Source organism: Salmonella sp. A7 (genome assembly GCF_020181675.1).
GTDB lineage: Bacteria > Pseudomonadota > Gammaproteobacteria > Enterobacterales > Enterobacteriaceae > Salmonella > Salmonella enterica.
Genome location: NZ_CP084001.1, coordinates 4,111,029 through 4,132,588, shown reverse-complemented (window position 1 = coordinate 4,132,588; position 21,560 = coordinate 4,111,029). Strand labels below are relative to the sequence as shown.

At 54.1% G+C, this 21,560-nt stretch carries 21 protein-coding genes and 1 pseudogene; 21 read left to right on the top strand and 1 reads right to left on the bottom strand.

All coding sequences use genetic code 11. The annotated features are described in order from the left end of the window. Positions 1-52 precede the first annotated feature (52 nt). Positions 53-1,192 (bottom strand): tRNA epoxyqueuosine(34) reductase QueG, encoded by a 1,140-nt coding sequence (gene queG / locus LCS67_RS20115; protein ID WP_001615111.1) that lies wholly within the window; start codon positions 1,190-1,192, stop codon positions 53-55. Between queG and nnr the strand changes: the two genes are divergently transcribed. From nnr to LCS67_RS20010, 21 genes and pseudogenes are all read left to right on the top strand, one after another. Next, positions 1,191-2,738: a bifunctional ADP-dependent NAD(P)H-hydrate dehydratase/NAD(P)H-hydrate epimerase gene (gene nnr / locus LCS67_RS20110; protein WP_000968675.1), complete on the top strand. Its 1,548-nt coding sequence runs from the start codon at positions 1,191-1,193 to the stop codon at positions 2,736-2,738. The two genes, queG and nnr, sit on opposite strands and share 2 nt — an antisense overlap. Next, positions 2,710-3,171, top strand: a complete 462-nt coding sequence (gene tsaE / locus LCS67_RS20105; RefSeq protein ID WP_000981984.1) for a tRNA (adenosine(37)-N6)-threonylcarbamoyltransferase complex ATPase subunit type 1 TsaE — start codon at positions 2,710-2,712, stop codon at positions 3,169-3,171. The genes nnr and tsaE overlap by 29 nt, the downstream gene beginning before the upstream one ends. A 16-nt stretch (positions 3,172-3,187) precedes the next feature. Then, positions 3,188-4,507, top strand: coding sequence for an N-acetylmuramoyl-L-alanine amidase AmiB (gene amiB, locus LCS67_RS20100; protein ID WP_000640362.1), 1,320 nt, complete (start codon positions 3,188-3,190; stop codon positions 4,505-4,507). A gap of 9 nt (positions 4,508-4,516) precedes the next feature. Continuing rightward, the gene (gene mutL, locus LCS67_RS20095) at positions 4,517-6,373 is read left to right on the top strand and encodes a DNA mismatch repair endonuclease MutL (protein ID WP_031568666.1); all 1,857 of its coding nucleotides are present in this window, start codon (positions 4,517-4,519) and stop codon (positions 6,371-6,373) included. Further along, the gene (gene miaA / locus LCS67_RS20090) at positions 6,366-7,316 is read left to right on the top strand and encodes a tRNA (adenosine(37)-N6)-dimethylallyltransferase MiaA (RefSeq protein WP_031568669.1); all 951 of its coding nucleotides are present in this window, start codon (positions 6,366-6,368) and stop codon (positions 7,314-7,316) included. Before mutL ends, miaA begins: the two co-directional genes overlap by 8 nt. A gap of 82 nt (positions 7,317-7,398) precedes the next feature. Beyond that, positions 7,399-7,707 carry an RNA chaperone Hfq gene (gene hfq, locus LCS67_RS20085; RefSeq protein ID WP_001051875.1) on the top strand — a complete coding sequence of 103 codons (309 nt, stop codon included), beginning with the start codon at positions 7,399-7,401 and terminating at the stop codon, positions 7,705-7,707. Between the two features lie 71 nt (positions 7,708-7,778). Next, complete coding sequence (gene hflX / locus LCS67_RS20080) at positions 7,779-9,059, top strand: ribosome rescue GTPase HflX (protein ID WP_000460338.1); 1,281 nt, start codon at positions 7,779-7,781, stop codon at positions 9,057-9,059. Between the two features lie 214 nt (positions 9,060-9,273). After that, the gene (gene hflK / locus LCS67_RS20075) at positions 9,274-10,533 is read left to right on the top strand and encodes an FtsH protease activity modulator HflK (protein WP_000312505.1); all 1,260 of its coding nucleotides are present in this window, start codon (positions 9,274-9,276) and stop codon (positions 10,531-10,533) included. Positions 10,534-10,535: 2 nt separating this feature from the next. Then, on the top strand, positions 10,536-11,540 hold the full coding sequence (hflC, locus tag LCS67_RS20070; RefSeq protein ID WP_001232417.1) for a protease modulator HflC: 1,005 nt from the start codon (positions 10,536-10,538) through the stop codon (positions 11,538-11,540). Between the two features lie 78 nt (positions 11,541-11,618). Further along, positions 11,619-11,816, top strand: a complete 198-nt coding sequence (locus LCS67_RS20065; protein ID WP_001089290.1) for a DUF2065 domain-containing protein — start codon at positions 11,619-11,621, stop codon at positions 11,814-11,816. 102 nt (positions 11,817-11,918) lie between these two features. After that, positions 11,919-13,217: an adenylosuccinate synthase gene (gene purA, locus LCS67_RS20060; RefSeq protein WP_000527965.1), complete on the top strand. Its 1,299-nt coding sequence runs from the start codon at positions 11,919-11,921 to the stop codon at positions 13,215-13,217. Positions 13,218-13,436: 219 nt separating this feature from the next. After that, positions 13,437-13,862, top strand: coding sequence for a nitric oxide-sensing transcriptional repressor NsrR (nsrR, locus tag LCS67_RS20055; RefSeq protein ID WP_001177632.1), 426 nt, complete (start codon positions 13,437-13,439; stop codon positions 13,860-13,862). Positions 13,863-13,899: 37 nt separating this feature from the next. After that, complete coding sequence (gene rnr / locus LCS67_RS20050; RefSeq protein ID WP_000076351.1) at positions 13,900-16,338, top strand: ribonuclease R; 2,439 nt, start codon at positions 13,900-13,902, stop codon at positions 16,336-16,338. A gap of 90 nt (positions 16,339-16,428) precedes the next feature. Next, positions 16,429-17,160, top strand: coding sequence for a 23S rRNA (guanosine(2251)-2'-O)-methyltransferase RlmB (rlmB, locus tag LCS67_RS20045; RefSeq protein ID WP_001293274.1), 732 nt, complete (start codon positions 16,429-16,431; stop codon positions 17,158-17,160). 132 nt (positions 17,161-17,292) lie between these two features. Next, positions 17,293-17,697, top strand: a complete 405-nt coding sequence (locus LCS67_RS20040) for a YjfI family protein (RefSeq protein ID WP_000312615.1) — start codon at positions 17,293-17,295, stop codon at positions 17,695-17,697. A gap of 14 nt (positions 17,698-17,711) precedes the next feature. Then, complete coding sequence (locus LCS67_RS20035) at positions 17,712-18,410, top strand: PspA/IM30 family protein (protein ID WP_000511981.1); 699 nt, start codon at positions 17,712-17,714, stop codon at positions 18,408-18,410. Then, positions 18,410-18,511, top strand: a pseudogene (locus LCS67_RS22905) (hypothetical protein); the annotation flags it as partial. The gene LCS67_RS20035 and the pseudogene LCS67_RS22905, both read left to right, overlap by 1 nt. Positions 18,512-18,633: 122 nt before the next feature. After that, positions 18,634-19,317, top strand: a complete 684-nt coding sequence (locus LCS67_RS20025) for a YjfK family protein (protein ID WP_000090292.1) — start codon at positions 18,634-18,636, stop codon at positions 19,315-19,317. A 17-nt stretch (positions 19,318-19,334) separates the two neighbouring features. After that, complete coding sequence (locus tag LCS67_RS20020; protein WP_000547736.1) at positions 19,335-19,733, top strand: DUF350 domain-containing protein; 399 nt, start codon at positions 19,335-19,337, stop codon at positions 19,731-19,733. Positions 19,734-19,742: 9 nt separating this feature from the next. Continuing rightward, on the top strand, positions 19,743-20,381 hold the full coding sequence (locus LCS67_RS20015; protein ID WP_001085604.1) for a DUF1190 domain-containing protein: 639 nt from the start codon (positions 19,743-19,745) through the stop codon (positions 20,379-20,381). A 2-nt stretch (positions 20,382-20,383) separates the two neighbouring features. After that, positions 20,384-21,547, top strand: coding sequence for a glutathionylspermidine synthase family protein (locus tag LCS67_RS20010; protein WP_000943948.1), 1,164 nt, complete (start codon positions 20,384-20,386; stop codon positions 21,545-21,547). Positions 21,548-21,560 lie beyond the last annotated feature (13 nt).

Genomic DNA, 21,560 nt, shown 5'->3' with positions numbered 1-21,560 from the left:
TCCCTCTTGAATCGCAATGTGTTTTTATTTTTATACACAGCCTGTGAATAATTCAGGCATCGCGCACCAGCCCTTTTTCAATCACCCTGACCAGACGCTGTTTTTTCGGTAGCTGCACTTCAATGATGCAGGCGTTGCGCTTTTCAATTTGTTGCGCAATCGCCCATTCGATATGCTCATCAAGAAGTGGATGCTCACCCTTGCGGCTTTCCAGCGCCGTAATGACGGCATTACTCCACGGCGCATTCCCCAGCGCGACGGCAACATTGCGCAGCCAGCGTAAATGACCAATGCGCCGAATCGCAGAACCTTCAGTGACTTTCAGAAACTGCGCTTCGCTCCAGCTAAACAACTCAACCAAATCTGGGTTATGCAGCGCCTTGCGTGGGCTAAAATCTGCTTCGTCGGTCAACTGAGAGTAACGATTCCACGGACAGATAAGCTGGCAGTCATCGCAGCCGTAAATACGGTTGCCTATCAGTGGGCGAAATGCTTCCGGAATAGCGCCTTCCAGCTCAATGGTGAGATAAGAAATACAGCGCCGCGCGTCCACCGTATACGGTTCGACAATCGCCCCGGTCGGGCAAATGGTCATACAGGCGACGCATTTTCCGCAACCTTCCTCGACCGGCTGGTCGACCGGAAGCGGTAAATCAATCAGCAGTTCCCCCAGGAAAAAGAATGAGCCCGCCTCCCGATTAAGGATAAGTGAGTGCTTACCCGTCCAGCCAAGTCCGGCTTTTTCCGCTAATGGGCGTTCAAGAATAGGCGCAGAGTCGACAAACGGTCTAAAATTCAGCGAACCGCAGTACTGCTGGATCTGCTCGCCCAGTTTTTTAAGGCGGCTGCGTAATAGCTTGTGATAATCACGCCCCAGCGCATATCGGCTAACGTAGCCCAGCGTGGGATCCTTCAACGTACTGGCAAACGCGGCGTTGGCGGGCAGATAGTTCATGCGCACGCTGATGACACGTAGCGTACCGGGTAAGAGTTCATGAGGCCGGGCGCGCATCATACCGTGGCGCGCCATCCATGCCATCTCGCCGTGGTATTGTTTGTCCAGCCACGCCTGCAGCGCAGGTTCGGATGCGCGCAGATCGGTATCAGTAATACCGACCTGCTGAAAGCCCAGCTCCAGCCCCCACTGCTTAATATTTTGCGCTAACTGATTGAGATCGAGGGGCTTTGACATGATGGACCATAACATGAAGAAAAACCCTGTAAGTATACCACACTCCATTTGGCCCGCCGATGACATCAAACGGCTGGAACGCGATGCGGCGGATGCCTTCGGACTCACACTCTATGAATTGATGCTGCGCGCTGGCGACGCGGCATTTCGGGTAGCCCGTGACAGTTATCCTGACACCCGACACTGGCTGGTGTTGTGTGGTCATGGCAACAACGGCGGCGATGGTTACGTCGTGGCGCGACTAGCGCAAGCGGCGGGCATTAGCGTAACGTTGCTGGCGCAGGAGAGCGACAAACCGTTGCCTGAAGAAGCGGCGCAGGCGCGCGATGCCTGGCTGAATGCCGGCGGCATTATCCATGCTGCCGATATTATCTGGCCGGAAGCGACGGATCTGATTATCGACGCGCTGCTTGGCACCGGCATAGCCCAGGCGCCGCGCGACCCGGTAGCCGGTCTGATTGAACAGGCGAACGCTCATCCTGCGCCGGTTGTCGCCGTCGATATCCCGTCAGGTCTGCTGGCGCAAACGGGCGCCACGCCTGGCGCGGTGATAAGCGCCGCGCATACGGTCACGTTTATCGCCCTGAAACCAGGCCTGCTGACCGGCAAAGCGCGTGACGTTACCGGCATACTGCATTATGACGCGTTGGGACTGGAAGGCTGGCTGGCAAGCCAGACGCCGCCGCTCCGGCGTTTTGACGCGACGCAGTTGGGGCAATGGTTAACGCCGCGTCGACCGACCTCGCATAAGGGCGATCATGGTCGTCTGGCGATTATCGGCGGCGACCAGGGAACAGCGGGCGCAATTCGGATGGCTGGCGAGGCGGCGCTGCGTACGGGGGCTGGGTTGGTCAGAGTACTGACTCGCGGTGAAAACATCGCGCCGTTGCTGACGGCCCGCCCGGAACTGATGGTACATGAACTCACGCCTCAGTCGCTGGAAGAGAGCCTGACCTGGGCTGACGTTGTAGTGATCGGCCCGGGGCTTGGGCAGCAGGAATGGGGCAAAAAAGCCTTACAGAAAGTAGAAAACGTCCGTAAACCTATGCTGTGGGATGCGGATGCGTTGAACCTACTGGCAATCAATCCTGATAAACGTCACAATCGCGTGATTACGCCGCATCCGGGAGAGGCTGCCCGCCTGTTAGGATGTTCTGTGGCAGAAATTGAAAGTGATCGCTTACTTTCAGCACAGCGTCTGGTAAAACGGTACGGAGGCGTGGTCGTGTTAAAAGGCGCAGGAACGATTATCGCCGCTGAACACCACCCTCTGGCTATCATTGACGCTGGTAATGCGGGGATGGCGAGCGGCGGGATGGGCGATGTCCTGTCCGGCATCATCGGCGCATTGCTCGGACAGAAGTTTACCCCGTATGATGCGGCATGTGTGGGATGTGTGGCTCACGGCGCGGCGGCGGACTTACTGGCAGCGCGTTATGGCGCTCGCGGCATGTTGGCGACCGATCTTTTTACTACGCTGCGGCGTATTGTTAACCCTGATGTGATTGACGTAAACCATGATGAATCGAGTAATTCCGCTACCTGACGAACAGGCGACGCTAGACCTGGGGCAACGGGTAGCCAACGCCTGCGATGGCGCGACCGTTATTTATCTGTATGGCGATTTAGGTGCCGGTAAAACGACGTTTAGCCGGGGATTTTTACAGGCGTTAGGCCATAACGGTAATGTAAAAAGCCCCACCTATACGCTGGTAGAGCCTTATGCGCTTGATAACATGATGGTATATCACTTCGACTTGTACCGTCTTGCGGACCCGGAGGAGCTGGAGTTTATGGGCATTCGCGATTATTTCGCCAACGACGCCATTTGTCTGGTGGAGTGGCCGCAACAAGGTAAAGGCGTTCTCCCCGACCCGGACGTCGAAATCCATATTGATTACCAGGCGCAGGGGCGTGAGGCTCGCGTAAGCGCGGTATCCTCATCGGGTCATTCGTTACTGGCGCGTTTAGCCGATTAGCTATAAAGGTGGCGGGATGATTTATCGCATCAAAAATGCCGTAATAGCAGCCTTAATCCTGCTGTGCGCGCAGGCGGGCGCCGCCAGTCTCTCTGATATTCAGGTGTCCAACGGCGAGCAGCAGGCGCGCATTACGCTGAGTTTTATCGGCGAGCCGGAATATGCTTACTCACAGGACGGTAAACGTACCGTGGCGCTGGATATCAGGCAGACCGGCGTGATTCAGGGGCTGCCGCTTCAGTTTAGCGGTAACAATCTGGTGAAAACGATCCGTGCCGGAACGCCGAAAGATGCGCAATCTTTACGGTTGCTTGTCGATCTGACGGAAAATGGTAAAACCGAGGCTGTGAAGCGGCAAAACGGCGGCAACTATACGGTCATTTTCACCATTAATGCCGATGTTCCGCCGCCACCGCCGCCTGTCGTCGCGAAACGGGTTGAAAGCGCGCCCCGCCCGACGGAGCCGGCCCGTAATCCGTTTAAATCTTCTGATGATCGCCTGACTGGCGTAACCAGCAGCAATACCGTTACGCGGCCTGCGGCGCGCGCGTCGGCAGGCGCTGGCGATAAAGTGGTGATTGCTATTGATGCCGGACATGGAGGCCAGGACCCCGGTGCGATAGGCCCGGGCGGTACGCGCGAGAAAAATGTCACCATCGCCATCGCGCGTAAGTTACGCACATTGCTGAATAACGATCCGATGTTTAAAGGCGTGCTGACGCGTGACGGCGACTATTTTATTTCGGTGATGGGGCGGTCTGACGTGGCGCGTAAGCAAAACGCCAACTTCCTTGTCTCTATTCATGCGGATGCCGCGCCAAATCGCGACGCCACCGGCGCCTCCGTCTGGGTATTGTCCAATCGTCGCGCGAATAGCGAAATGGCAAACTGGCTTGAGCAGCATGAGAAGCAATCCGAACTGTTAGGCGGCGCTGGCGATGTGCTGGCGAACAGTCAGTCAGACCCTTACCTGAGCCAGGCGGTACTGGATTTGCAATTCGGTCATTCGCAGCGGGTAGGGTATGATGTGGCGACGAACGTGCTAAGCCAACTGGATGGTGTGGGGTCGCTGCATAAACGTCGCCCGGAACACGCGAGCCTGGGCGTGTTGCGTTCGCCGGATATCCCGTCCATTTTGGTGGAGACGGGCTTTATCAGTAATCACGGCGAAGAGCGATTGCTGGCGAGCGACCGCTATCAGCAGCAGATTGCTGACGCTATATACCGGGGGTTGCGTAAGTACTTTGCAGCGCATCCGATCCAGTCTGCGCCGCAGGGCGGCCCAGGCCAGACGGCCAGTACCAACCAGCCTGGCGCCATAACCGCCGCGAATTAAGGAGATTTCATGCCGATTCAGGTTCTGCCGCCGCAGCTTGCGAACCAAATCGCCGCTGGCGAAGTGGTGGAACGCCCTGCGTCGGTTGTTAAAGAGCTGGTAGAGAATAGTCTGGATGCAGGCGCCACCCGCGTTGATATCGACATCGAGCGTGGCGGCGCGAAGCTTATTCGTATTCGCGACAATGGCTGCGGCATTAAAAAAGAGGAGCTGGCGCTGGCGCTGGCCCGTCATGCCACCAGTAAAATCGCCTCGCTTGACGATCTGGAAGCGATTATCAGTCTGGGATTTCGCGGCGAAGCGCTGGCCAGTATCAGTTCGGTCTCGCGTTTGACGCTAACGTCGCGCACGGCGGAGCAGGCGGAAGCCTGGCAGGCGTATGCGGAAGGGCGTGACATGGACGTAACGGTAAAACCCGCCGCGCACCCGGTCGGCACCACCCTGGAAGTTCTGGATCTCTTTTATAATACGCCCGCCCGGCGCAAATTCATGCGTACCGAAAAAACGGAATTTAATCACATTGATGAGATCATCCGTCGTATTGCATTGGCCCGTTTTGACGTCACGCTTAACCTGTCGCACAACGGCAAATTGGTACGGCAGTATCGCGCTGTCGCAAAGGACGGGCAAAAAGAGCGCCGGTTAGGCGCCATCTGCGGGACGCCGTTTCTCGAACAGGCACTGGCGATCGAGTGGCAGCATGGCGATCTGACCCTGCGCGGCTGGGTCGCCGATCCGAATCACACCACCACGGCGTTAACGGAGATCCAGTACTGCTATGTGAATGGCCGCATGATGCGCGACCGCTTGATCAACCATGCCATTCGCCAGGCCTGTGAAGATAAACTGGGCGCGGACCAACAGCCTGCGTTTGTGCTGTATCTGGAGATTGACCCGCATCAGGTGGATGTCAATGTTCATCCCGCCAAGCACGAAGTGCGTTTTCATCAATCCCGGCTGGTGCACGACTTCATCTATCAAGGGGTGCTGAGCGTTCTGCAACAGCAGACGGAAACGACGCTGCCGCTGGAGGAGATTGCGCCAGCGCCGCGGCATGTCCCGGAAAACCGTATCGCCGCCGGGCGCAACCATTTTGCTGTACCCGCCGAGCCAACTGCGGCGCGCGAGCCCGCGACACCGCGTTATTCCGGCGGCGCATCGGGCGGTAATGGCGGGCGTCAGTCCGCAGGTGGTTGGCCGCACGCGCAGCCAGGTTATCAGAAGCCGCAGGGCGAGGTTTATCGCGCGCTTTTACAGACGCCGGCGACGAGCCCCGCGCCGGAGCCGGTTGCGCCTGCGCTTGACGGACATAGCCAGAGTTTTGGTCGCGTACTAACGATAGTCGGCGGTGACTGCGCGTTGCTGGAACACGCGGGGACTATCCAGCTCTTGTCGCTGCCGGTTGCGGAGCGTTGGCTGCGTCAGGCGCAGCTTACACCGGGTCAAAGTCCGGTTTGCGCGCAGCCGTTGCTGATTCCGCTGCGTTTAAAAGTGAGCGCCGATGAAAAAGTCGCGCTGCAAAAAGCCCAATCTTTGTTGGGAGAATTGGGTATTGAATTTCAGTCAGATGCGCAGCATGTGACCATTCGGGCGGTGCCTTTACCCTTACGACAACAAAATTTACAAATCTTGATTCCTGAACTGATAGGCTACCTGGCGCAACAGACCACATTTGCAACGGTCAATATTGCACAATGGATAGCGCGTAATGTGCAGAGCGAACATCCGCAGTGGTCGATGGCGCAGGCCATATCGCTGCTGGCGGATGTTGAGCGGCTATGTCCGCAGCTGGTAAAAGCGCCGCCGGGTGGCCTGTTACAACCTGTTGATTTACATTCGGCGATGAACGCCCTGAAGCATGAATGATGTAAGCAAGGCGAGCCTGCCTAAGGCGATATTTTTGATGGGGCCGACGGCCTCCGGCAAAACGGCGCTGGCGATAGAACTGCGTAAAGTTTTGCCAGTAGAGTTGATAAGCGTTGATTCCGCCCTCATTTATCGGGGAATGGATATTGGCACGGCTAAGCCGAATGTCGATGAGCTGAAAGCGGCGCCGCATCGACTGTTAGATATACGCGACCCGTCGCAGGCGTATTCGGCGGCGGATTTTCGCCGCGACGCGTTAGCGCAAATGGCGGAGATCACCGCTGCGGGGCGTATCCCGCTGTTAGTGGGCGGTACCATGCTGTATTTTAAGGCATTGCTGGAAGGCTTATCGCCGCTGCCTTCAGCAGATCCGGAAGTCAGATCCCGGATAGAGCAGCAAGCAGCGGAGCTTGGATGGGAGGCGTTGCATCAGCAACTTCAGGAGATAGATCCGGTTGCCGCCGCGCGAATTCATCCAAATGATCCGCAAAGACTTTCCCGGGCACTGGAAGTTTTTTTCATTTCGGGTAAAACTTTAACGGAGCTAACGCAAACGTCAGGAGACGCGCTACCGTACCAGGTGCATCAGTTCGCTATCGCCCCGGCGAGCCGTGAACTGCTCCATCAGCGCATTGAACTGCGTTTTCATCAGATGTTGGCTTCAGGTTTTGAAGCAGAAGTCCGGGCGCTTTTTGCCCGAGGAGATTTGCATACGGACTTGCCTTCCATCCGTTGTGTGGGATACCGCCAGATGTGGTCATACATTGAGGGCGAAATCTCATATGATGAAATGGTTTATAGAGGTGTTTGCGCCACGAGACAGTTGGCGAAGCGCCAGATGACCTGGTTGCGCGGTTGGGAAGGGGTGCGCTGGCTTGACAGTGAGAATCCCGATCGGGCGCGAAAAGAAGTATTACAGGTTGTTGGTGCTATCGCAGACTGAATGTGTACAATTGAGACGTATCGTGCGCAATTTTTCAGAATCGAAAGGTTCAAAGTACAAATAAGCATATAAGGAAAAGAGAATGGCTAAGGGGCAATCTTTACAAGATCCGTTCCTGAACGCATTGCGTCGGGAACGTGTTCCAGTTTCTATTTATTTGGTGAATGGTATTAAGCTGCAAGGTCAAATCGAGTCCTTTGATCAGTTCGTGATCCTGTTGAAGAACACGGTCAGCCAGATGGTTTATAAGCACGCGATTTCTACTGTTGTCCCGTCTCGCCCGGTTTCCCATCACAGCAACAATGCCGGTGGCGGCGCCAGCAATAACTACCATCACGGTAGCAACGCGCAGGGTTCTACTGCGCAACAGGACAGCGAAGAGACTGAATAAGTTCACGCGCTGTTTATCCATGTCGGGGGCGTCGGATAATCGCCCCCGCTGGTTATTAAGAGGGTTTACGCTTGTTTGACCGTTATGATGCCGGTGAGCAGGCGGTACTGGTACACATCTATTTTTCGCAAGACAAAGATATGGAAGACCTCCAGGAGTTTGAATCTCTGGTCTCTTCCGCCGGTGTCGAAGCAATGCAGGTGATTACCGGTAGCCGTAAAGCACCGCACCCGAAGTACTTTGTAGGTGAAGGTAAGGCAGTTGAAATTGCGGAAGCCGTGAAAGCGACTGGCGCAGCGGTCGTATTGTTTGATCATGCATTGAGTCCAGCCCAGGAGCGAAACCTGGAGCGTTTGTGCGAGTGCCGGGTTATCGATCGCACCGGTCTTATCTTAGATATTTTTGCCCAGCGTGCGCGTACCCATGAAGGTAAGTTGCAGGTTGAGCTGGCGCAGCTACGCCATCTGGCTACGCGTCTGGTGCGTGGCTGGACCCACCTTGAACGTCAGAAAGGCGGGATTGGTTTGCGCGGTCCGGGTGAAACCCAACTCGAAACCGACCGTCGTTTACTGCGTAATCGCATTGTGCAGATTCAGTCGCGCCTGGAGAAAGTTGAGAAGCAACGTGAGCAGGGGCGGCAGTCGCGCATCAAGGCCGACGTTCCGACGGTATCGCTGGTGGGCTATACCAACGCCGGAAAATCCACCCTTTTTAATCAGATCACTGAAGCGCGGGTCTATGCGGCAGATCAGCTATTTGCGACGCTGGACCCCACGTTACGTCGTATTGATGTAGCGGATGTCGGTGAAACCGTTCTGGCGGATACGGTAGGCTTTATCCGCCATTTACCGCACGATCTGGTGGCTGCCTTTAAAGCTACCCTGCAGGAGACGCGTCAGGCGACGCTGCTGCTGCATGTGGTCGATGCGGCGGATGTTCGTGTGCAGGAAAACATCGAGGCGGTAAACACCGTTCTTGAAGAGATTGACGCTCACGAAATCCCCACCTTAATGGTGATGAACAAAATCGATATGCTGGACGACTTTGAACCGCGTATCGACAGAGATGAAGAGAATAAACCCATCCGCGTTTGGCTTTCAGCGCAAAGCGGCGTGGGAATACCACAGCTTTTTCAGGCTTTGACGGAGCGTCTTTCCGGCGAGGTGGCGCAGCATACGCTGCGTTTGCCGCCGCAGGAAGGGCGTCTGAGAAGCCGGTTTTATCAGCTTCAGGCAATAGAAAAAGAGTGGATGGAGGAAGACGGTAGCGTCAGTCTGCAGGTACGAATGCCGATTGTCGACTGGCGTCGCCTCTGTAAACAAGAACCGGCGTTGATCGAATACGTGATCTAGACGCGAAGTCATTCAGGTCGTATTGAGGCGGTAGCTGAGAGAATCTCAGGAGCTCACAACGAAGTGACCTGGGGTAAAAAAGCCGCCACTCAAGACGCAGCCTGAAAGATGATGTCTGTAACGGCGGTTCGTCTGAAGCATGGAGTAATTTCGCCTTATCCTCTGAGGTCGAAAGACAACGGGGATCACCGCATAACAAATATGGAGCACAAACATGGCGTGGAATCAGCCCGGTAATAACGGACAGGACCGCGACCCGTGGGGAAGCAGCAAACCTGGCAGCAACTCTGGGGGAAATGGAAACAAAGGTGGCCGCGATCAGGGACCTCCCGATCTGGATGATATCTTCCGTAAGCTGAGTAAAAAACTCGGTGGTTTTGGGGGCGGTAAAGGCACCGGTTCCGGCGGCGGTAGCTCATCGCAAGGCCCGCGTCCGCAACTGGGAGGCCGTATTGTCGCCATCGCCGCGGCGGCAGTAGTCATTATCTGGGCGGCCAGCGGTTTTTATACCATTAAAGAAGCCGAGCGCGGCGTTGTGACGCGTTTTGGTAAATTCAGCCATCTGGTAGAGCCAGGTCTGAACTGGAAGCCGACATTTATTGACGACGTCACGCCGGTGAACGTTGAAGCGGTGCGCGAACTGGCGGCGTCAGGCGTGATGCTGACGTCTGATGAAAACGTCGTGCGCGTTGAAATGAACGTGCAATACCGCGTCACCGATCCGCAGAAATATCTGTTTAGCGTGACCAGCCCGGACGATAGCCTGCGTCAGGCCACTGACAGCGCGCTGCGTGGCGTCATTGGTAAATACACGATGGATCGCATCCTGACCGAAGGCCGTACCGTTATTCGTAGCGATACCCAACGCGAGCTGGAAGAGACTATCAAACCGTACAACATGGGGATTACCCTGCTGGACGTGAACTTCCAGGCTGCGCGTCCGCCGGAAGAGGTGAAAGCCGCCTTTGACGACGCGATTGCCGCACGTGAAAACGAGCAGCAGTACATTCGTGAAGCGGAAGCGTATACCAACGAAGTTCAGCCGCGCGCCAACGGTCAGGCGCAGCGTATTCTGGAAGAGGCACGCGCCTATAAAACCCAGACTATCCTGGAAGCGCAGGGTGAAGTCGCCCGGTTTGCGAAGATTTTGCCGGAATATAAAGCCGCGCCGCAGATTACACGCGAGCGTCTGTATATTGAAACGATGGAAAAAGTGCTGAGCCATACCCGTAAAGTACTGGTTAACGACAAGAGCGGTAATTTAATGGTGCTGCCGTTAGATCAGATGCTGAAAGGCGGGAATGCGCCGGCGGCAAAGAGCGACAATAGCGCCAGCAACCTGCTGCGCCTGCCGCCGTCCACAAAGTCAAACGCCAGCGGAGCAAGCAACACGTCGTCCTCAAATCAGGGCGATATTATGGACCAACGCCGCGCGAATGCGCAGCGTAACGACTACCAGCGTCAGGGGGAATAACGATGCGTAAGTCAGTTATTGCGATTATCATCATCGTGCTGGTAGTGCTCTACATGTCCGTCTTTGTGGTCAAAGAGGGCGAGCGTGGCATTACGCTGCGTTTTGGTAAAGTTCTGCGTGACGATGAGAACAAACCGCTGGTTTACGCGCCGGGTCTGCACTTTAAGATCCCGTTTATTGAATCAGTGAAAATGCTTGATGCGCGTATCCAGACGATGGATAACCAGGCCGATCGCTTTGTGACTAAAGAGAAGAAAGACCTGATTGTCGACTCCTACATCAAATGGCGTATCAGCGACTTTAGCCGTTACTATCTGGCGACCGGCGGCGGCGATATTTCGCAAGCCGAAGTGCTGTTAAAACGTAAATTCTCGGACCGTTTGCGTTCTGAGATTGGTCGCCTGGACGTAAAAGACATCGTGACAGATTCTCGTGGTCGTCTGACTCTGGAAGTGCGCGACGCGCTGAACTCCGGTTCAGCCGGTACCGATGATGAAGTAGCGACCCCGGCGGCGGATGACGCGATTGCCGAAGCGGCGGAACGCGTCACGGCGGAAACCAAAGGTAAAGTACCGGTCATCAACCCGAACAGTATGGCGGCGTTGGGTATCGAAGTGGTCGATGTGCGTATTAAGCAGATCAACCTGCCGACCGAGGTTTCTGAGGCGATTTACAACCGTATGCGTGCCGAGCGTGAAGCGGTCGCGCGTCGTCATCGTTCACAAGGTCAGGAAGAAGCGGAAAAACTGCGTGCGGCTGCTGACTATGAGGTGACGAAAACTCTGGCGGAAGCCGAGCGTCAGGGGCGTATCATGCGTGGTGAAGGTGATGCTGAGGCCGCGAAGCTGTTTGCCGATGCGTTCAGCCAGGACCCTGATTTCTACGCGTTCATTCGTAGTCTGCGCGCTTACGAGAAGAGCTTCGAAGGTAATCAGGACGTGATGGTACTGAGCCCGGACAGCGATTTCTTCCGCTACATGAAGACACCGAGTTCGACGACACGTTAAAATAGCGTCAGCGGTTTTAGACCAGCAAAACCACCGCATCCAAAGGATGCCGGTGGTTTTCTTTTATAAGGGCGATAAATGAATTCAACAATCTGGTTGGCGCTTGCTCTGGTATTAGTCCTCGAAGGGCTGGGACCGATGCTGTATCCCGGCGCATGGAAAAAAATGGTTTCGGCACTGGCGCAACTGCCGGAAAATGTTTTACGACGTTTTGGCGGCGGACTTGTGGTTGCGGGAGTTGTGGTCTACTACATGTTGAGGAAAACGATTGGCTGAGCAAAAAGTGGTCGGATTTGCCGCAGATTGAGTGCAAAAAGTGCTGTATATCTGAAAAAGCGATGGTAGAATCCATTTTTAAGCAAACGGTGATTTTGAAAAATGGGTAACAACGTCGTCGTACTGGGCACCCAATGGGGTGACGAAGGTAAAGGAAAGATCGTCGATCTTCTGACTGAACGGGCTAAATATGTTGTACGCTACCAGGGCGGTCACAACGCAGGCCATACTCTCGTAATCAACGGTGAAAAAACCGTTCTCCATCTTATTCCATCAGGTATTCTTCGCGAGAATGTAACCAGCATCATCGGTAACGGTGTTGTGCTGTCTCCGGCCGCGCTGATGAAAGAGATGAAAGAACTGGAAGACCGTGGCATCCCCGTTCGTGAGCGTCTGCTGCTGTCTGAAGCTTGTCCGCTGATCCTTGATTATCACGTTGCGCTGGATAACGCGCGTGAGAAAGCGCGTGGCGCGAAAGCGATCGGCACCACCGGTCGTGGAATCGGGCCTGCTTATGAAGATAAAGTGGCACGTCGCGGTCTGCGTGTTGGTGACCTTTTCGACAAAGAAACCTTCGCTGAAAAACTGAAAGAAGTGATGGAATATCACAACTTCCAGTTGGTTAACTACTACAAAGTTGAAGCGGTTGATTACCAGAAAGTTCTGGATGATACGATGGCTGTTGCCGACATCCTGACTTCTATGGTTGTTGACGTTTCGGACCTGCTCGACCAGGCGCGTCAGCGTGGCGATTTCGTCATGTTTGAAGGTGCGCAGGGTACGCTGCTGGATATCGACCACGGTACTTATCCGTATGTAACTTCTTCTAACACCACTGCAGGTGGCGTGGCGACCGGTTCCGGCCTGGGCCCGCGTTATGTTGATTACGTTCTGGGTATCCTCAAAGCTTACTCCACTCGTGTAGGTGCAGGTCCGTTCCCGACTGAGCTGTTTGATGAAACCGGCGAGTTCCTCTGCAAGCAGGGTAACGAATACGGCGCCACTACCGGCCGTCGTCGTCGTACCGGCTGGCTGGACACCGTTGCCGTTCGTCGTGCGGTACAGCTGAACTCCCTGTCTGGCTTCTGCCTGACCAAACTGGACGTGCTGGATGGCCTGAAAGAGGTGAAACTCTGCGTGGCTTACCGTATGCCGGATGGTCGCGAAGTGACTACCACTCCGCTGGCAGCTGACGACTGGAAAGGTGTAGAGCCGATTTACGAAACCATGCCGGGCTGGTCTGAATCCACCTTCGGCGTGAAAGATCGTAGCGGTCTGCCGCAGGCGGCACTGAACTACATCAAGCGTATTGAAGAACTGACCGGCGTGCCGATTGATATTATTTCTACCGGCCCCGATCGTACTGAGACGATGATTCTGCGCGACCCGTTCGACGCGTAATTGATGGATGATGCCCGGTAACGCTACGCTTACCGGGTCTATGATGAGTACGCATTTGTTGGCCGGATAAGATGCTTTGCATCACCCTTCGGCTCAAATGCGTCATTGTTCCCCGCTTTTTTCCTTCCTGAACCGAAATAAATTAGCAGCCTGACAGGTGGCTGGTTTATCATCAATACAGATAAGTTATATCCCGTTTTCCCTTTTCCTGAGGTTGATGTGCAGTTAACGAGTTTCACCGATTACGGCTTACGTGCGCTAATCTATATGGCGTCGTTACCAGATGGACGAATGACCAGCATTTCTGAGGTGACAGAAGTCTACGGCGTGTCCCGTAATCATATGGTCAAAATTATCAATCAGCTTAGCCGGGCGGGCTTTGTCACCGCCGTTCGGGGAAAAAATGGCGGTATCCGCCTGGGTAAACCGGCTAATACTATTTGTATTGGCGATGTGGTGCGTGAGCTGGAACCCTTATCACTGGTCAACTGTAGCAGCGAATTTTGCCACATCACCCCTGCCTGTCGTCTGAAACAGGCGCTTTCTAAGGCCGTGCAGAGTTTTCTCAAGGAGCTGGATAACTACACGCTTGCCGATTTGGTTGAAGAGAATCAACCGCTTTATAAATTATTACTGGTGGAGTGAAGTAAACTTCATTAGAGATGACAATGGAGGAACCTCAATGTCACAAGATCCTTTCCAGGAACGCGAAGCAGAAAAATACGCGAATCCTATCCCGAGCCGGGAATTTATCCTCGAACATTTAACGAAACGTGAAAAACCGGCCAGTCGCGAAGAACTGGCCGTAGAACTGAATATTGAAGGCGAAGAGCAGCTTGAAGCCTTGCGTCGCCGCCTGCGCGCGATGGAGCGCGACGGACAACTGGTCTTTACCCGCCGCCAGTGCTATGCGCTGCCGGAACGCCTCGACCTGCTGAAAGGCACCGTGATCGGTCATCGTGATGGTTACGGTTTCTTACGTGTCGAAGGCCGCAAAGACGATCTGTATCTTTCCAGCGAGCAGATGAAAACCTGTATTCATGGCGATCAGGTGCTGGCGCAGCCGCTGGGCGCCGATCGTAAAGGTCGCCGCGAAGCGCGTATCGTCCGTGTACTGGTACCGAAAACCAGTCAGATAGTCGGGCGTTATTTCACCGATGCGGGCGTCGGCTTTGTAGTGCCGGACGACAGCCGCCTAAGCTTCGACATTCTTATCCCGCCAGAAGACGTCATGGGCGCGCGGATGGGGTTCGTGGTCGTGGTTGAACTGACCCAACGTCCAACTCGCCGTACTAAAGCGGTAGGGAAAATCGTCGAAGTGCTGGGCGACAATATGGGCACCGGTATGGCGGTTGATATGGCGCTGCGTACCCATGAAATACCCTACATCTGGCCGCAGGCGGTAGAGCAGCAGGTTGCCGGGCTGAAAGAAGAGGTGCCGGAAGAGGCGAAAGCCGGTCGTGTCGATCTGCGCGATTTGCCGCTGGTCACTATTGATGGCGAAGATGCCCGTGACTTTGACGACGCGGTTTACTGTGAGAAAAAACGCGGCGGCGGCTGGCGTTTGTGGGTCGCTATTGCTGACGTGAGCTATTATGTACGGCCGCCAACGCCGTTGGATCGCGAGGCGCGCAATCGCGGCACGTCGGTTTACTTCCCGTCACAGGTTGTCCCAATGTTGCCGGAGGTGCTCTCCAACGGCCTGTGTTCGCTAAACCCGCAGGTTGACAGGCTGTGTATGGTCTGTGAAATGACCATCTCGGCGAAAGGTCGGCTGACCGGCTACAAATTCTATGAAGCGGTGATGAGCTCCCATGCGCGTCTGACCTATACCAAAGTCTGGCATATGCTGCAGGGCGATCAGGATCTGCGTGAACAATATGCGCCGCTGGTGAAGCATATTGAAGAGCTGCACAACCTCTACAAAGTGCTGGATAAAGCGCGTGAAGAGCGCGGGGGGATCTCGTTTGAGAGCGAAGAGGCGAAGTTTATCTTTAACGCCGATCGTCGCATTGAGCGTATCGAACAGACCCAGCGTAATGACGCGCATAAGCTTATCGAAGAGTGCATGATCATGGCGAATATCTCGGCGGCGCGCTTTGTCGAAAAAGCTAAAGAGCCGGCGTTATTCCGTATTCATGATAAGCCCACCACCGAAGCGATCACCTCATTCCGCTCCGTACTGGCGGAGCTGGGGTTGGAGCTGCCGGGCGGAAATAAACCGGAACCGCGCGATTATGCCGAACTGCTTGAATCGATTGCCGACCGGCCGGACGCCGAAATGCTGCAAACTATGCTGCTGCGTTCAATGAAGCAAGCGATTTACGATCCGGAAAACCGCGGGCACTTTGGCCTGGCGTTGCAGTCTTATGCGCACTTTACCTCGCCGATTCGCCGCTATCCGGATCTTTCTTTGCACCGCGCCATTAAGTACCTGCTGGCGAAAGAGCAAGGGAACAAGGGCAACACCACAGAAACGGGCGGTTATCACTACTCGATGGAAGAGATGTTGCAGCTCGGCCAGCACTGTTCGATGGCGGAACGCCGCGCTGATGAAGCGACGCGTGATGTCTCCGACTGGCTGAAATGTGACTTTATGCTGGATCAGGTAGGCAACGTCTTTAAGGGCGTGATTGCCAGCGTCACCGGTTTCGGCTTCTTTGTCCGTCTTGATGAACTGTTTATCGATGGGCTGGTACACGTTTCCTCACTGGATAACGATTACTATCGCTTCGATCAGGTAGGGCAACGTCTGATTGGCGAGTCCGGCGGGCAGACATATCGCCTGGGCGACCGGGTCGAGGTACGCGTCGAAGCGGTGAATATGGACGAACGGAAAATTGACTTTAGCTTGATTTCCAGCGAGCGCGCACCGCGTAACGTCGGCAAAACGGCGCGTGAAAAAGCGAAAAAAGGTGAAAGTAAAAACGCCGGTAAACGTCGTCAGGTAGGTAAAAAAGTTAACTTCGAGCCTGATAGCGCCTTCCGCGGCGAGAAAAAAGCGAAGCCGAAAGCAGCGAAAAAAGACGCGAGAAAAGCAAAAAAGCCATCGGCTAAAACGCAGAAAATAGCCGCAGCGACCAAAGCGAAGCGTGCGGCGAAGAAAAAAGCGGCAGAGTGAGCAATACCCTCTTCAAACAGAAGAGGGTGAATTATCTGTAGGCCGGGCAAGCGTAGCGCCCCCGGCAAAACGTAAACAACGAGTACATTAATGAGCGAAATGATTTACGGCATCCACGCAGTGCAGGCCCTGCTGGAGCGCGCCCCTGAACGTTTTCAGGAAGTCTTTATTTTAAAAGGCCGTGAAGATAAACGTCTGTTGCCGCTGATTCACGCCCTTGAGTCCCAGGGCGTGGTTATCCAGCTGGCAAACCGCCAATATCTCGACGAGAAAAGCGACGGTGCCGTGCATCAGGGTATTATCGCTCGCGTGAAACCAGGCCGGCAGTATCAGGAAAACGATCTGCCGGATCTGATCGCATTACACGATCGCCCCTTTTTGTTGATCCTCGATGGCGTCACCGATCCGCATAATCTTGGCGCCTGTCTGCGCAGCGCCGATGCCGCTGGCGTACATGCGGTAATCGTGCCGAAAGACCGCTCCGCGCAACTTAACGCGACGGCGAAGAAAGTCGCCTGCGGCGCAGCGGAAAGCGTGCCGTTGATCCGCGTCACCAACCTGGCGCGCACGATGCGCATGTTGCAGGAAGAGAATATCTGGATTGTCGGAACGGCGGGCGAGGCTGACCATACGCTGTATCAGAGCAAAATGCCTGGCCGCATGGCGCTGGTCATGGGCGCAGAAGGTGAAGGTATGCGTCGTCTGACCCGTGAGCACTGCGATGAGCTGATCAGCATTCCTATGGCCGGTAGCGTGTCGTCGCTGAATGTCTCTGTTGCGACCGGGATTTGTCTGTTTGAAGCCGTTCGCCAGCGAACCTGACGCTAATAGTATTTTTTAAGAAAAAACCATCCGATTATGGATGGTTTTTTTTTATCTCTGGCTGGTAATATAAAAAGAAAAACCTACCCTGTAATTTCTTTTATTTATAAAAAATGAGATAGAGATAAAAATATGGCATGGACTCCACGGACGCTGACGGATGCGTTAAACAACATCGCCGAATTAGATATTGATATAGAAAATAATGAATCATCATTAATAATAAAAATGAATGATTATGGCGATTTACCACTGGCGGTTTTATTTACCTCGCAACAAATAGTTATCGAGACTTATATCTGTCCGGTAAATACGATTAGAGATACCGCGGAATTTAATCTTTTCTTGCTGAGAAATCAGAAGATTTTACCGCTGTCTTCGGTCGGTATTACCCAGGTAAAACAGGAGGAATATTATGTCGCTTTTGGCGCGTTGTCGTTAAATTCGTCGCTTGCCGACGTGACGCTGGAAATCACCACGCTTGTAGAAAATGCGTTGGATATCGCTGAAATAACACAAGTCTATTCACAGGAATAATACAGGCGGCTTACATGGGAATTTTAAAAAGTTTGTTCACGTTAGGTAAATCATTCGTTGCTCAGGCAGAAGAGGCCATTGATGAAGCACAGGGTGTACGTATGCTGGAGCAGCATATTCGCGACGCAAAAGCCGAGCTGGATAAAGCGGGTAAATCCAGAGTGGATTTATTGGCGCGGGTGAAACTAAGCCATGACAAGCTGAATGATTTACGTGAGCGTAAAGCAAGCCTTGAAACGCGGGCGTTGGCGGCAATGAGTAAGAATGTCGACGCCGCTTTACTCAACGAAGTGGCGGAAGAAATAGCCCGTCTGGAAAATGCCATTCTTGCCGAAGAACAGGTGCTGACTAATCTGGAAGCCTCTCGTGATGCGGTAGAGAAGGCCGTAACGGCGACAGGCCAGCGGATTGCGCAGTTTGAGCAGCAACTTGAAGTGGTTAAGGCGACAGAAGCCATGCAGCGCGCCCAGCAGGCGGTGACGACTTCGACCGTCGGAGCCGCGTCGAATGTGTCTACGGCGGCGGAGTCGCTTAAACGTTTACAAACGCGTCAGGCTGAACGCCAGGCCCGGCTGGATGCCGCCGCGCAGCTGGAAAAAGTCGCCGATGGACGCGACCTGGACGAAAAACTGGCGCAGGCCGGTATTGGCGCAACCAATAAAAGCAATGCTCAGGATGTGTTGGCGCGTTTACAGCGTCAACAAGGCGAATAATGCTCTTTACATGGATTGTCAAAACCTGCCAGCGTCATTTGTCCAGACTGACCTGGCCCGCTTTGCTGGGCCTGTTTATCGGGCAGTATCTGCTTTGCTATCGGTAGCGCGAAAGCGCGCTACCGTGCTGGGTTTCGTCGCTTTCATACGAGACGGCACATGAATGCGCGATCTCAAATGGCATTATGCCCAACGACAATCGCATTCTGGCTGAAGAGGTCGCATGGCAAGAGATAGAGGTTCCCCTATGATGCAATTTTTTCAGCGTTTGCTCGGTAAAACAAGCGCGCCAGCGCCGATTCGCGGACCATTAGGATTACATCTTAACGCCGGTTTCACGCTGGATACGCTGGCATTTCGGCTACTGGAGTCGTCGTTGCTGGTGGCGCTACCGGGTGAAAAATACACTGTCGCGGCAGTGAGTCGCATAGATTTAGGCGGCGGCAGTCAGATTTTTCGCTACTACACCTCTGGCGATGAGTTTCTACAAATTAACACCACTGGCGGCACGGGTGTTGACGACATTGATGACATCAAACTTTTTGTATATGAGGAAAGTTTCGGTATTAACGAGGAACGCCACTGGCGTTCAGCCATTGCGCCAGCGGCAATAGGGCCGATGACGCTCAACTGGCAAGAACGGCGCTGGCAACGCTTTTTTAACCATGAAGAGCCGGGCAATATTGAACCTGTCTACATGCTGGAAAAGGTTGAAAATCAGCAGGCAGAGAAATGGGACGTTCACAATTTTACGATGGGCTTCCAGCGCCAGGTGACGGACGACGCCTGGGAGTATCTTCTATTGAACGGGGAAGAATCATTTAACGAACGCGGTGAGCCTGAATGGGTGTTTTCGCGCGCGCTCGGCGTGGATATCCCGCTCACCTCACTGACGGTTATTGGTTAAGCACAAACAGGACAATTATGCATATACTGGACGCATTACTGGCTTTCTGCGCCTATTTTTTTATTGGCGCGGCAATGGTCATCGCATTTCTTTTTATTTACTCAAAGATAACGCCGCATAATGAATGGCAGTTGATAAAAAATAACAATACTGCGGCATCGCTGGCCTTTAGCGGTACGTTGCTGGGCTATGTCATCCCCTTATCCAGCGCGGCGATAAACTCGGTCAGCATCCCGGACTATTTTGCCTGGGGCGGCATTGCGCTGGTGATTCAACTGCTGATTTATGGCTGCGTAAGGTTATACATGCCTACGCTGAGCGAAAAAATTATTCATCACAACGTGGCGGCGGGGCTATTTATGGGAACCGCAGCGCTGGCTGGCGGTATTTTTAACGCTGCCTGTATGACATGGTAACGGAAGATCATGGCAAAAAAACGAAAATCCAGAAGCACATCCGGCGTAGGCCATTCGGCAATAAGACGGATAGCCGAACCGGTTAATCCCTTTGAGCGGCAACGAAATCGCTACACGCCAAAATGCCTGACGCTGGTGATTATGGGCGGAGCGGCCTTTTTTCTCCTGAAAGGGTGCGGTGATGGCGGCAATACTGACAACGACGGCGATGGGACATTTTACACCACGGTGAACGACTGTATTGACGATGGCAATAGCGCCAGCGTTTGCGCTGACGGCTGGAATAATGCGAAAACAGAATTTTACGCGAATGTGCCTAAGCAATTGACGCAGGAGAGCTGTCAGTCGCAGTTTGGCGATTGCTACTTTGATAGCACCGATCGGAGTTGGGTTCCGGTATTAAGCGGCTTTTTGCTCAGCCGCGCGATTCGTCAAAACCGTGACGAACAATACATCTATAGCAGCGGTGGTTCATCCTACGCCTCCCGTCCCGTCTGGCGCACCACGTCCGGCGATTATGCGTGGCGCAGCGGTACAGGGAAAAGCGATACCGCGACCAGCCTTGGTTATACGACACGGAAAGCGTCCACCGTCTCCCGCGGCGGCTATGGCCGTTCTTCCAGCGCCCGCGGGCACTGGGGAGGCTAACCATGTTACGACATAACGTACCGGTACGCCGGGATCTGGATAAGATCGCCTGCGATCACGGTTTTGACTTTCATGTTATCGATAACGAAATTTACTGGGATGAAAGCCGGGCCTACCGTTTTACATTACGGCAAATTGAAGAACAGATCGAAAAACCGACCGCAGAGCTTCATCAGATGTGTCTGGAGGTTGTCGAGCGGGCCGTCCGGGATGAGCAGATCATGCAGCAGTTGGCGATCCCGCCATTGTACTGGGATGTCATCGCCGAAAGTTGGCGCAGCCGCGATCCTTCGCTTTACGGACGGATGGATTTCGTCTGGTGCGGCAAAGATCCGGTTAAATTGCTGGAATACAACGCGGATACGCCGACATCGCTCTATGAATCCTCCTACTTTCAATGGCTATGGCTGGAGGATGCTCGTCGTAGCGGCGCCATTCCGCGTGATGCCGATCAATACAACGCGATACAGGAGCGGCTGATCGCCCGCTTCAGCGAGCTGTACAGTCGGGAACCGCTCTACTTTTGCTGTTGTGAAGATACCGACGAAGATCGCACGACGGTGCTGTACCTTCAGGATTGCGCGCAGCAGGCGGGCCAGGAAACGCGATTTATCTATATTGAAGAACTGGGGCTTGGTGTAGGCGGCGTGCTGACCGATCTGGACGATAATGTGATTCGCCGCGCCTTTAAGCTCTACCCGCTGGAGTGGATGATGCGCGATGACAACGGCCCGCTGTTGCGAAAACGGCGTGAGCAATGGATTGAGCCATTGTGGAAAAGTATTCTGAGTAACAAAGGGCTGTTGCCGTTATTGTGGCGCTTTTTCCCTGGCCATCCGAATCTGCTACCGGCCTGGTTTGAGGGCGAAAAATCGCTCGCAGCGCCAGGCGAAAGCAGCGTACGGAAGCCGATTTATTCACGTGAAGGCGGCAACGTCACGATTTTCGACGAGCGGCAAAATGTTATCGATCATGCCGACGGCGACTACGCTGACGAGCCGATGATTTACCAGGCGTTTCAGCCTTTGCCGCGCTTTGGCGATAGCTATACGCTGATTGGCAGTTGGATCATTGACGATGAAGCCTCCGGGATGGGGATTCGCGAGGACAATACGCTGATTACCAAAGACACTTCCCGTTTCGTCCCACATTATATTGCCGGTTAATCATACTTTTGTG

What these genes read in the sequence shown, in the direction of transcription:
- queG (WP_001615111.1), bottom strand. Translation starts at nt 1,192, where the DNA reads ATGTCAAAGCCCCTCGATCTCAATCAGTTAGCGCAAAATATTAAGCAG.
- LCS67_RS20015 (WP_001085604.1), top strand. Translation starts at nt 19,743, where the DNA reads ATGGCAAAAAAACGAAAATCCAGAAGCACATCCGGCGTAGGCCATTCG.
- tsaE (WP_000981984.1), top strand. Translation starts at nt 2,710, where the DNA reads ATGATGAATCGAGTAATTCCGCTACCTGACGAACAGGCGACGCTAGAC.
- miaA (WP_031568669.1), top strand. Translation starts at nt 6,366, where the DNA reads ATGAATGATGTAAGCAAGGCGAGCCTGCCTAAGGCGATATTTTTGATG.
- mutL (WP_031568666.1), top strand. Translation starts at nt 4,517, where the DNA reads ATGCCGATTCAGGTTCTGCCGCCGCAGCTTGCGAACCAAATCGCCGCT.
- hflK (WP_000312505.1), top strand. Translation starts at nt 9,274, where the DNA reads ATGGCGTGGAATCAGCCCGGTAATAACGGACAGGACCGCGACCCGTGG.
- amiB (WP_000640362.1), top strand. Translation starts at nt 3,188, where the DNA reads ATGATTTATCGCATCAAAAATGCCGTAATAGCAGCCTTAATCCTGCTG.
- LCS67_RS20010 (WP_000943948.1), top strand. Translation starts at nt 20,384, where the DNA reads ATGTTACGACATAACGTACCGGTACGCCGGGATCTGGATAAGATCGCC.
- hfq (WP_001051875.1), top strand. Translation starts at nt 7,399, where the DNA reads ATGGCTAAGGGGCAATCTTTACAAGATCCGTTCCTGAACGCATTGCGT.
- LCS67_RS20035 (WP_000511981.1), top strand. Translation starts at nt 17,712, where the DNA reads ATGGGAATTTTAAAAAGTTTGTTCACGTTAGGTAAATCATTCGTTGCT.
- LCS67_RS20020 (WP_000547736.1), top strand. Translation starts at nt 19,335, where the DNA reads ATGCATATACTGGACGCATTACTGGCTTTCTGCGCCTATTTTTTTATT.
- LCS67_RS20025 (WP_000090292.1), top strand. Translation starts at nt 18,634, where the DNA reads ATGGCAAGAGATAGAGGTTCCCCTATGATGCAATTTTTTCAGCGTTTG.
- LCS67_RS20065 (WP_001089290.1), top strand. Translation starts at nt 11,619, where the DNA reads ATGAATTCAACAATCTGGTTGGCGCTTGCTCTGGTATTAGTCCTCGAA.
- LCS67_RS20040 (WP_000312615.1), top strand. Translation starts at nt 17,293, where the DNA reads ATGGCATGGACTCCACGGACGCTGACGGATGCGTTAAACAACATCGCC.
- rlmB (WP_001293274.1), top strand. Translation starts at nt 16,429, where the DNA reads ATGAGCGAAATGATTTACGGCATCCACGCAGTGCAGGCCCTGCTGGAG.
- rnr (WP_000076351.1), top strand. Translation starts at nt 13,900, where the DNA reads ATGTCACAAGATCCTTTCCAGGAACGCGAAGCAGAAAAATACGCGAAT.
- purA (WP_000527965.1), top strand. Translation starts at nt 11,919, where the DNA reads ATGGGTAACAACGTCGTCGTACTGGGCACCCAATGGGGTGACGAAGGT.
- nnr (WP_000968675.1), top strand. Translation starts at nt 1,191, where the DNA reads ATGATGGACCATAACATGAAGAAAAACCCTGTAAGTATACCACACTCC.
- hflC (WP_001232417.1), top strand. Translation starts at nt 10,536, where the DNA reads ATGCGTAAGTCAGTTATTGCGATTATCATCATCGTGCTGGTAGTGCTC.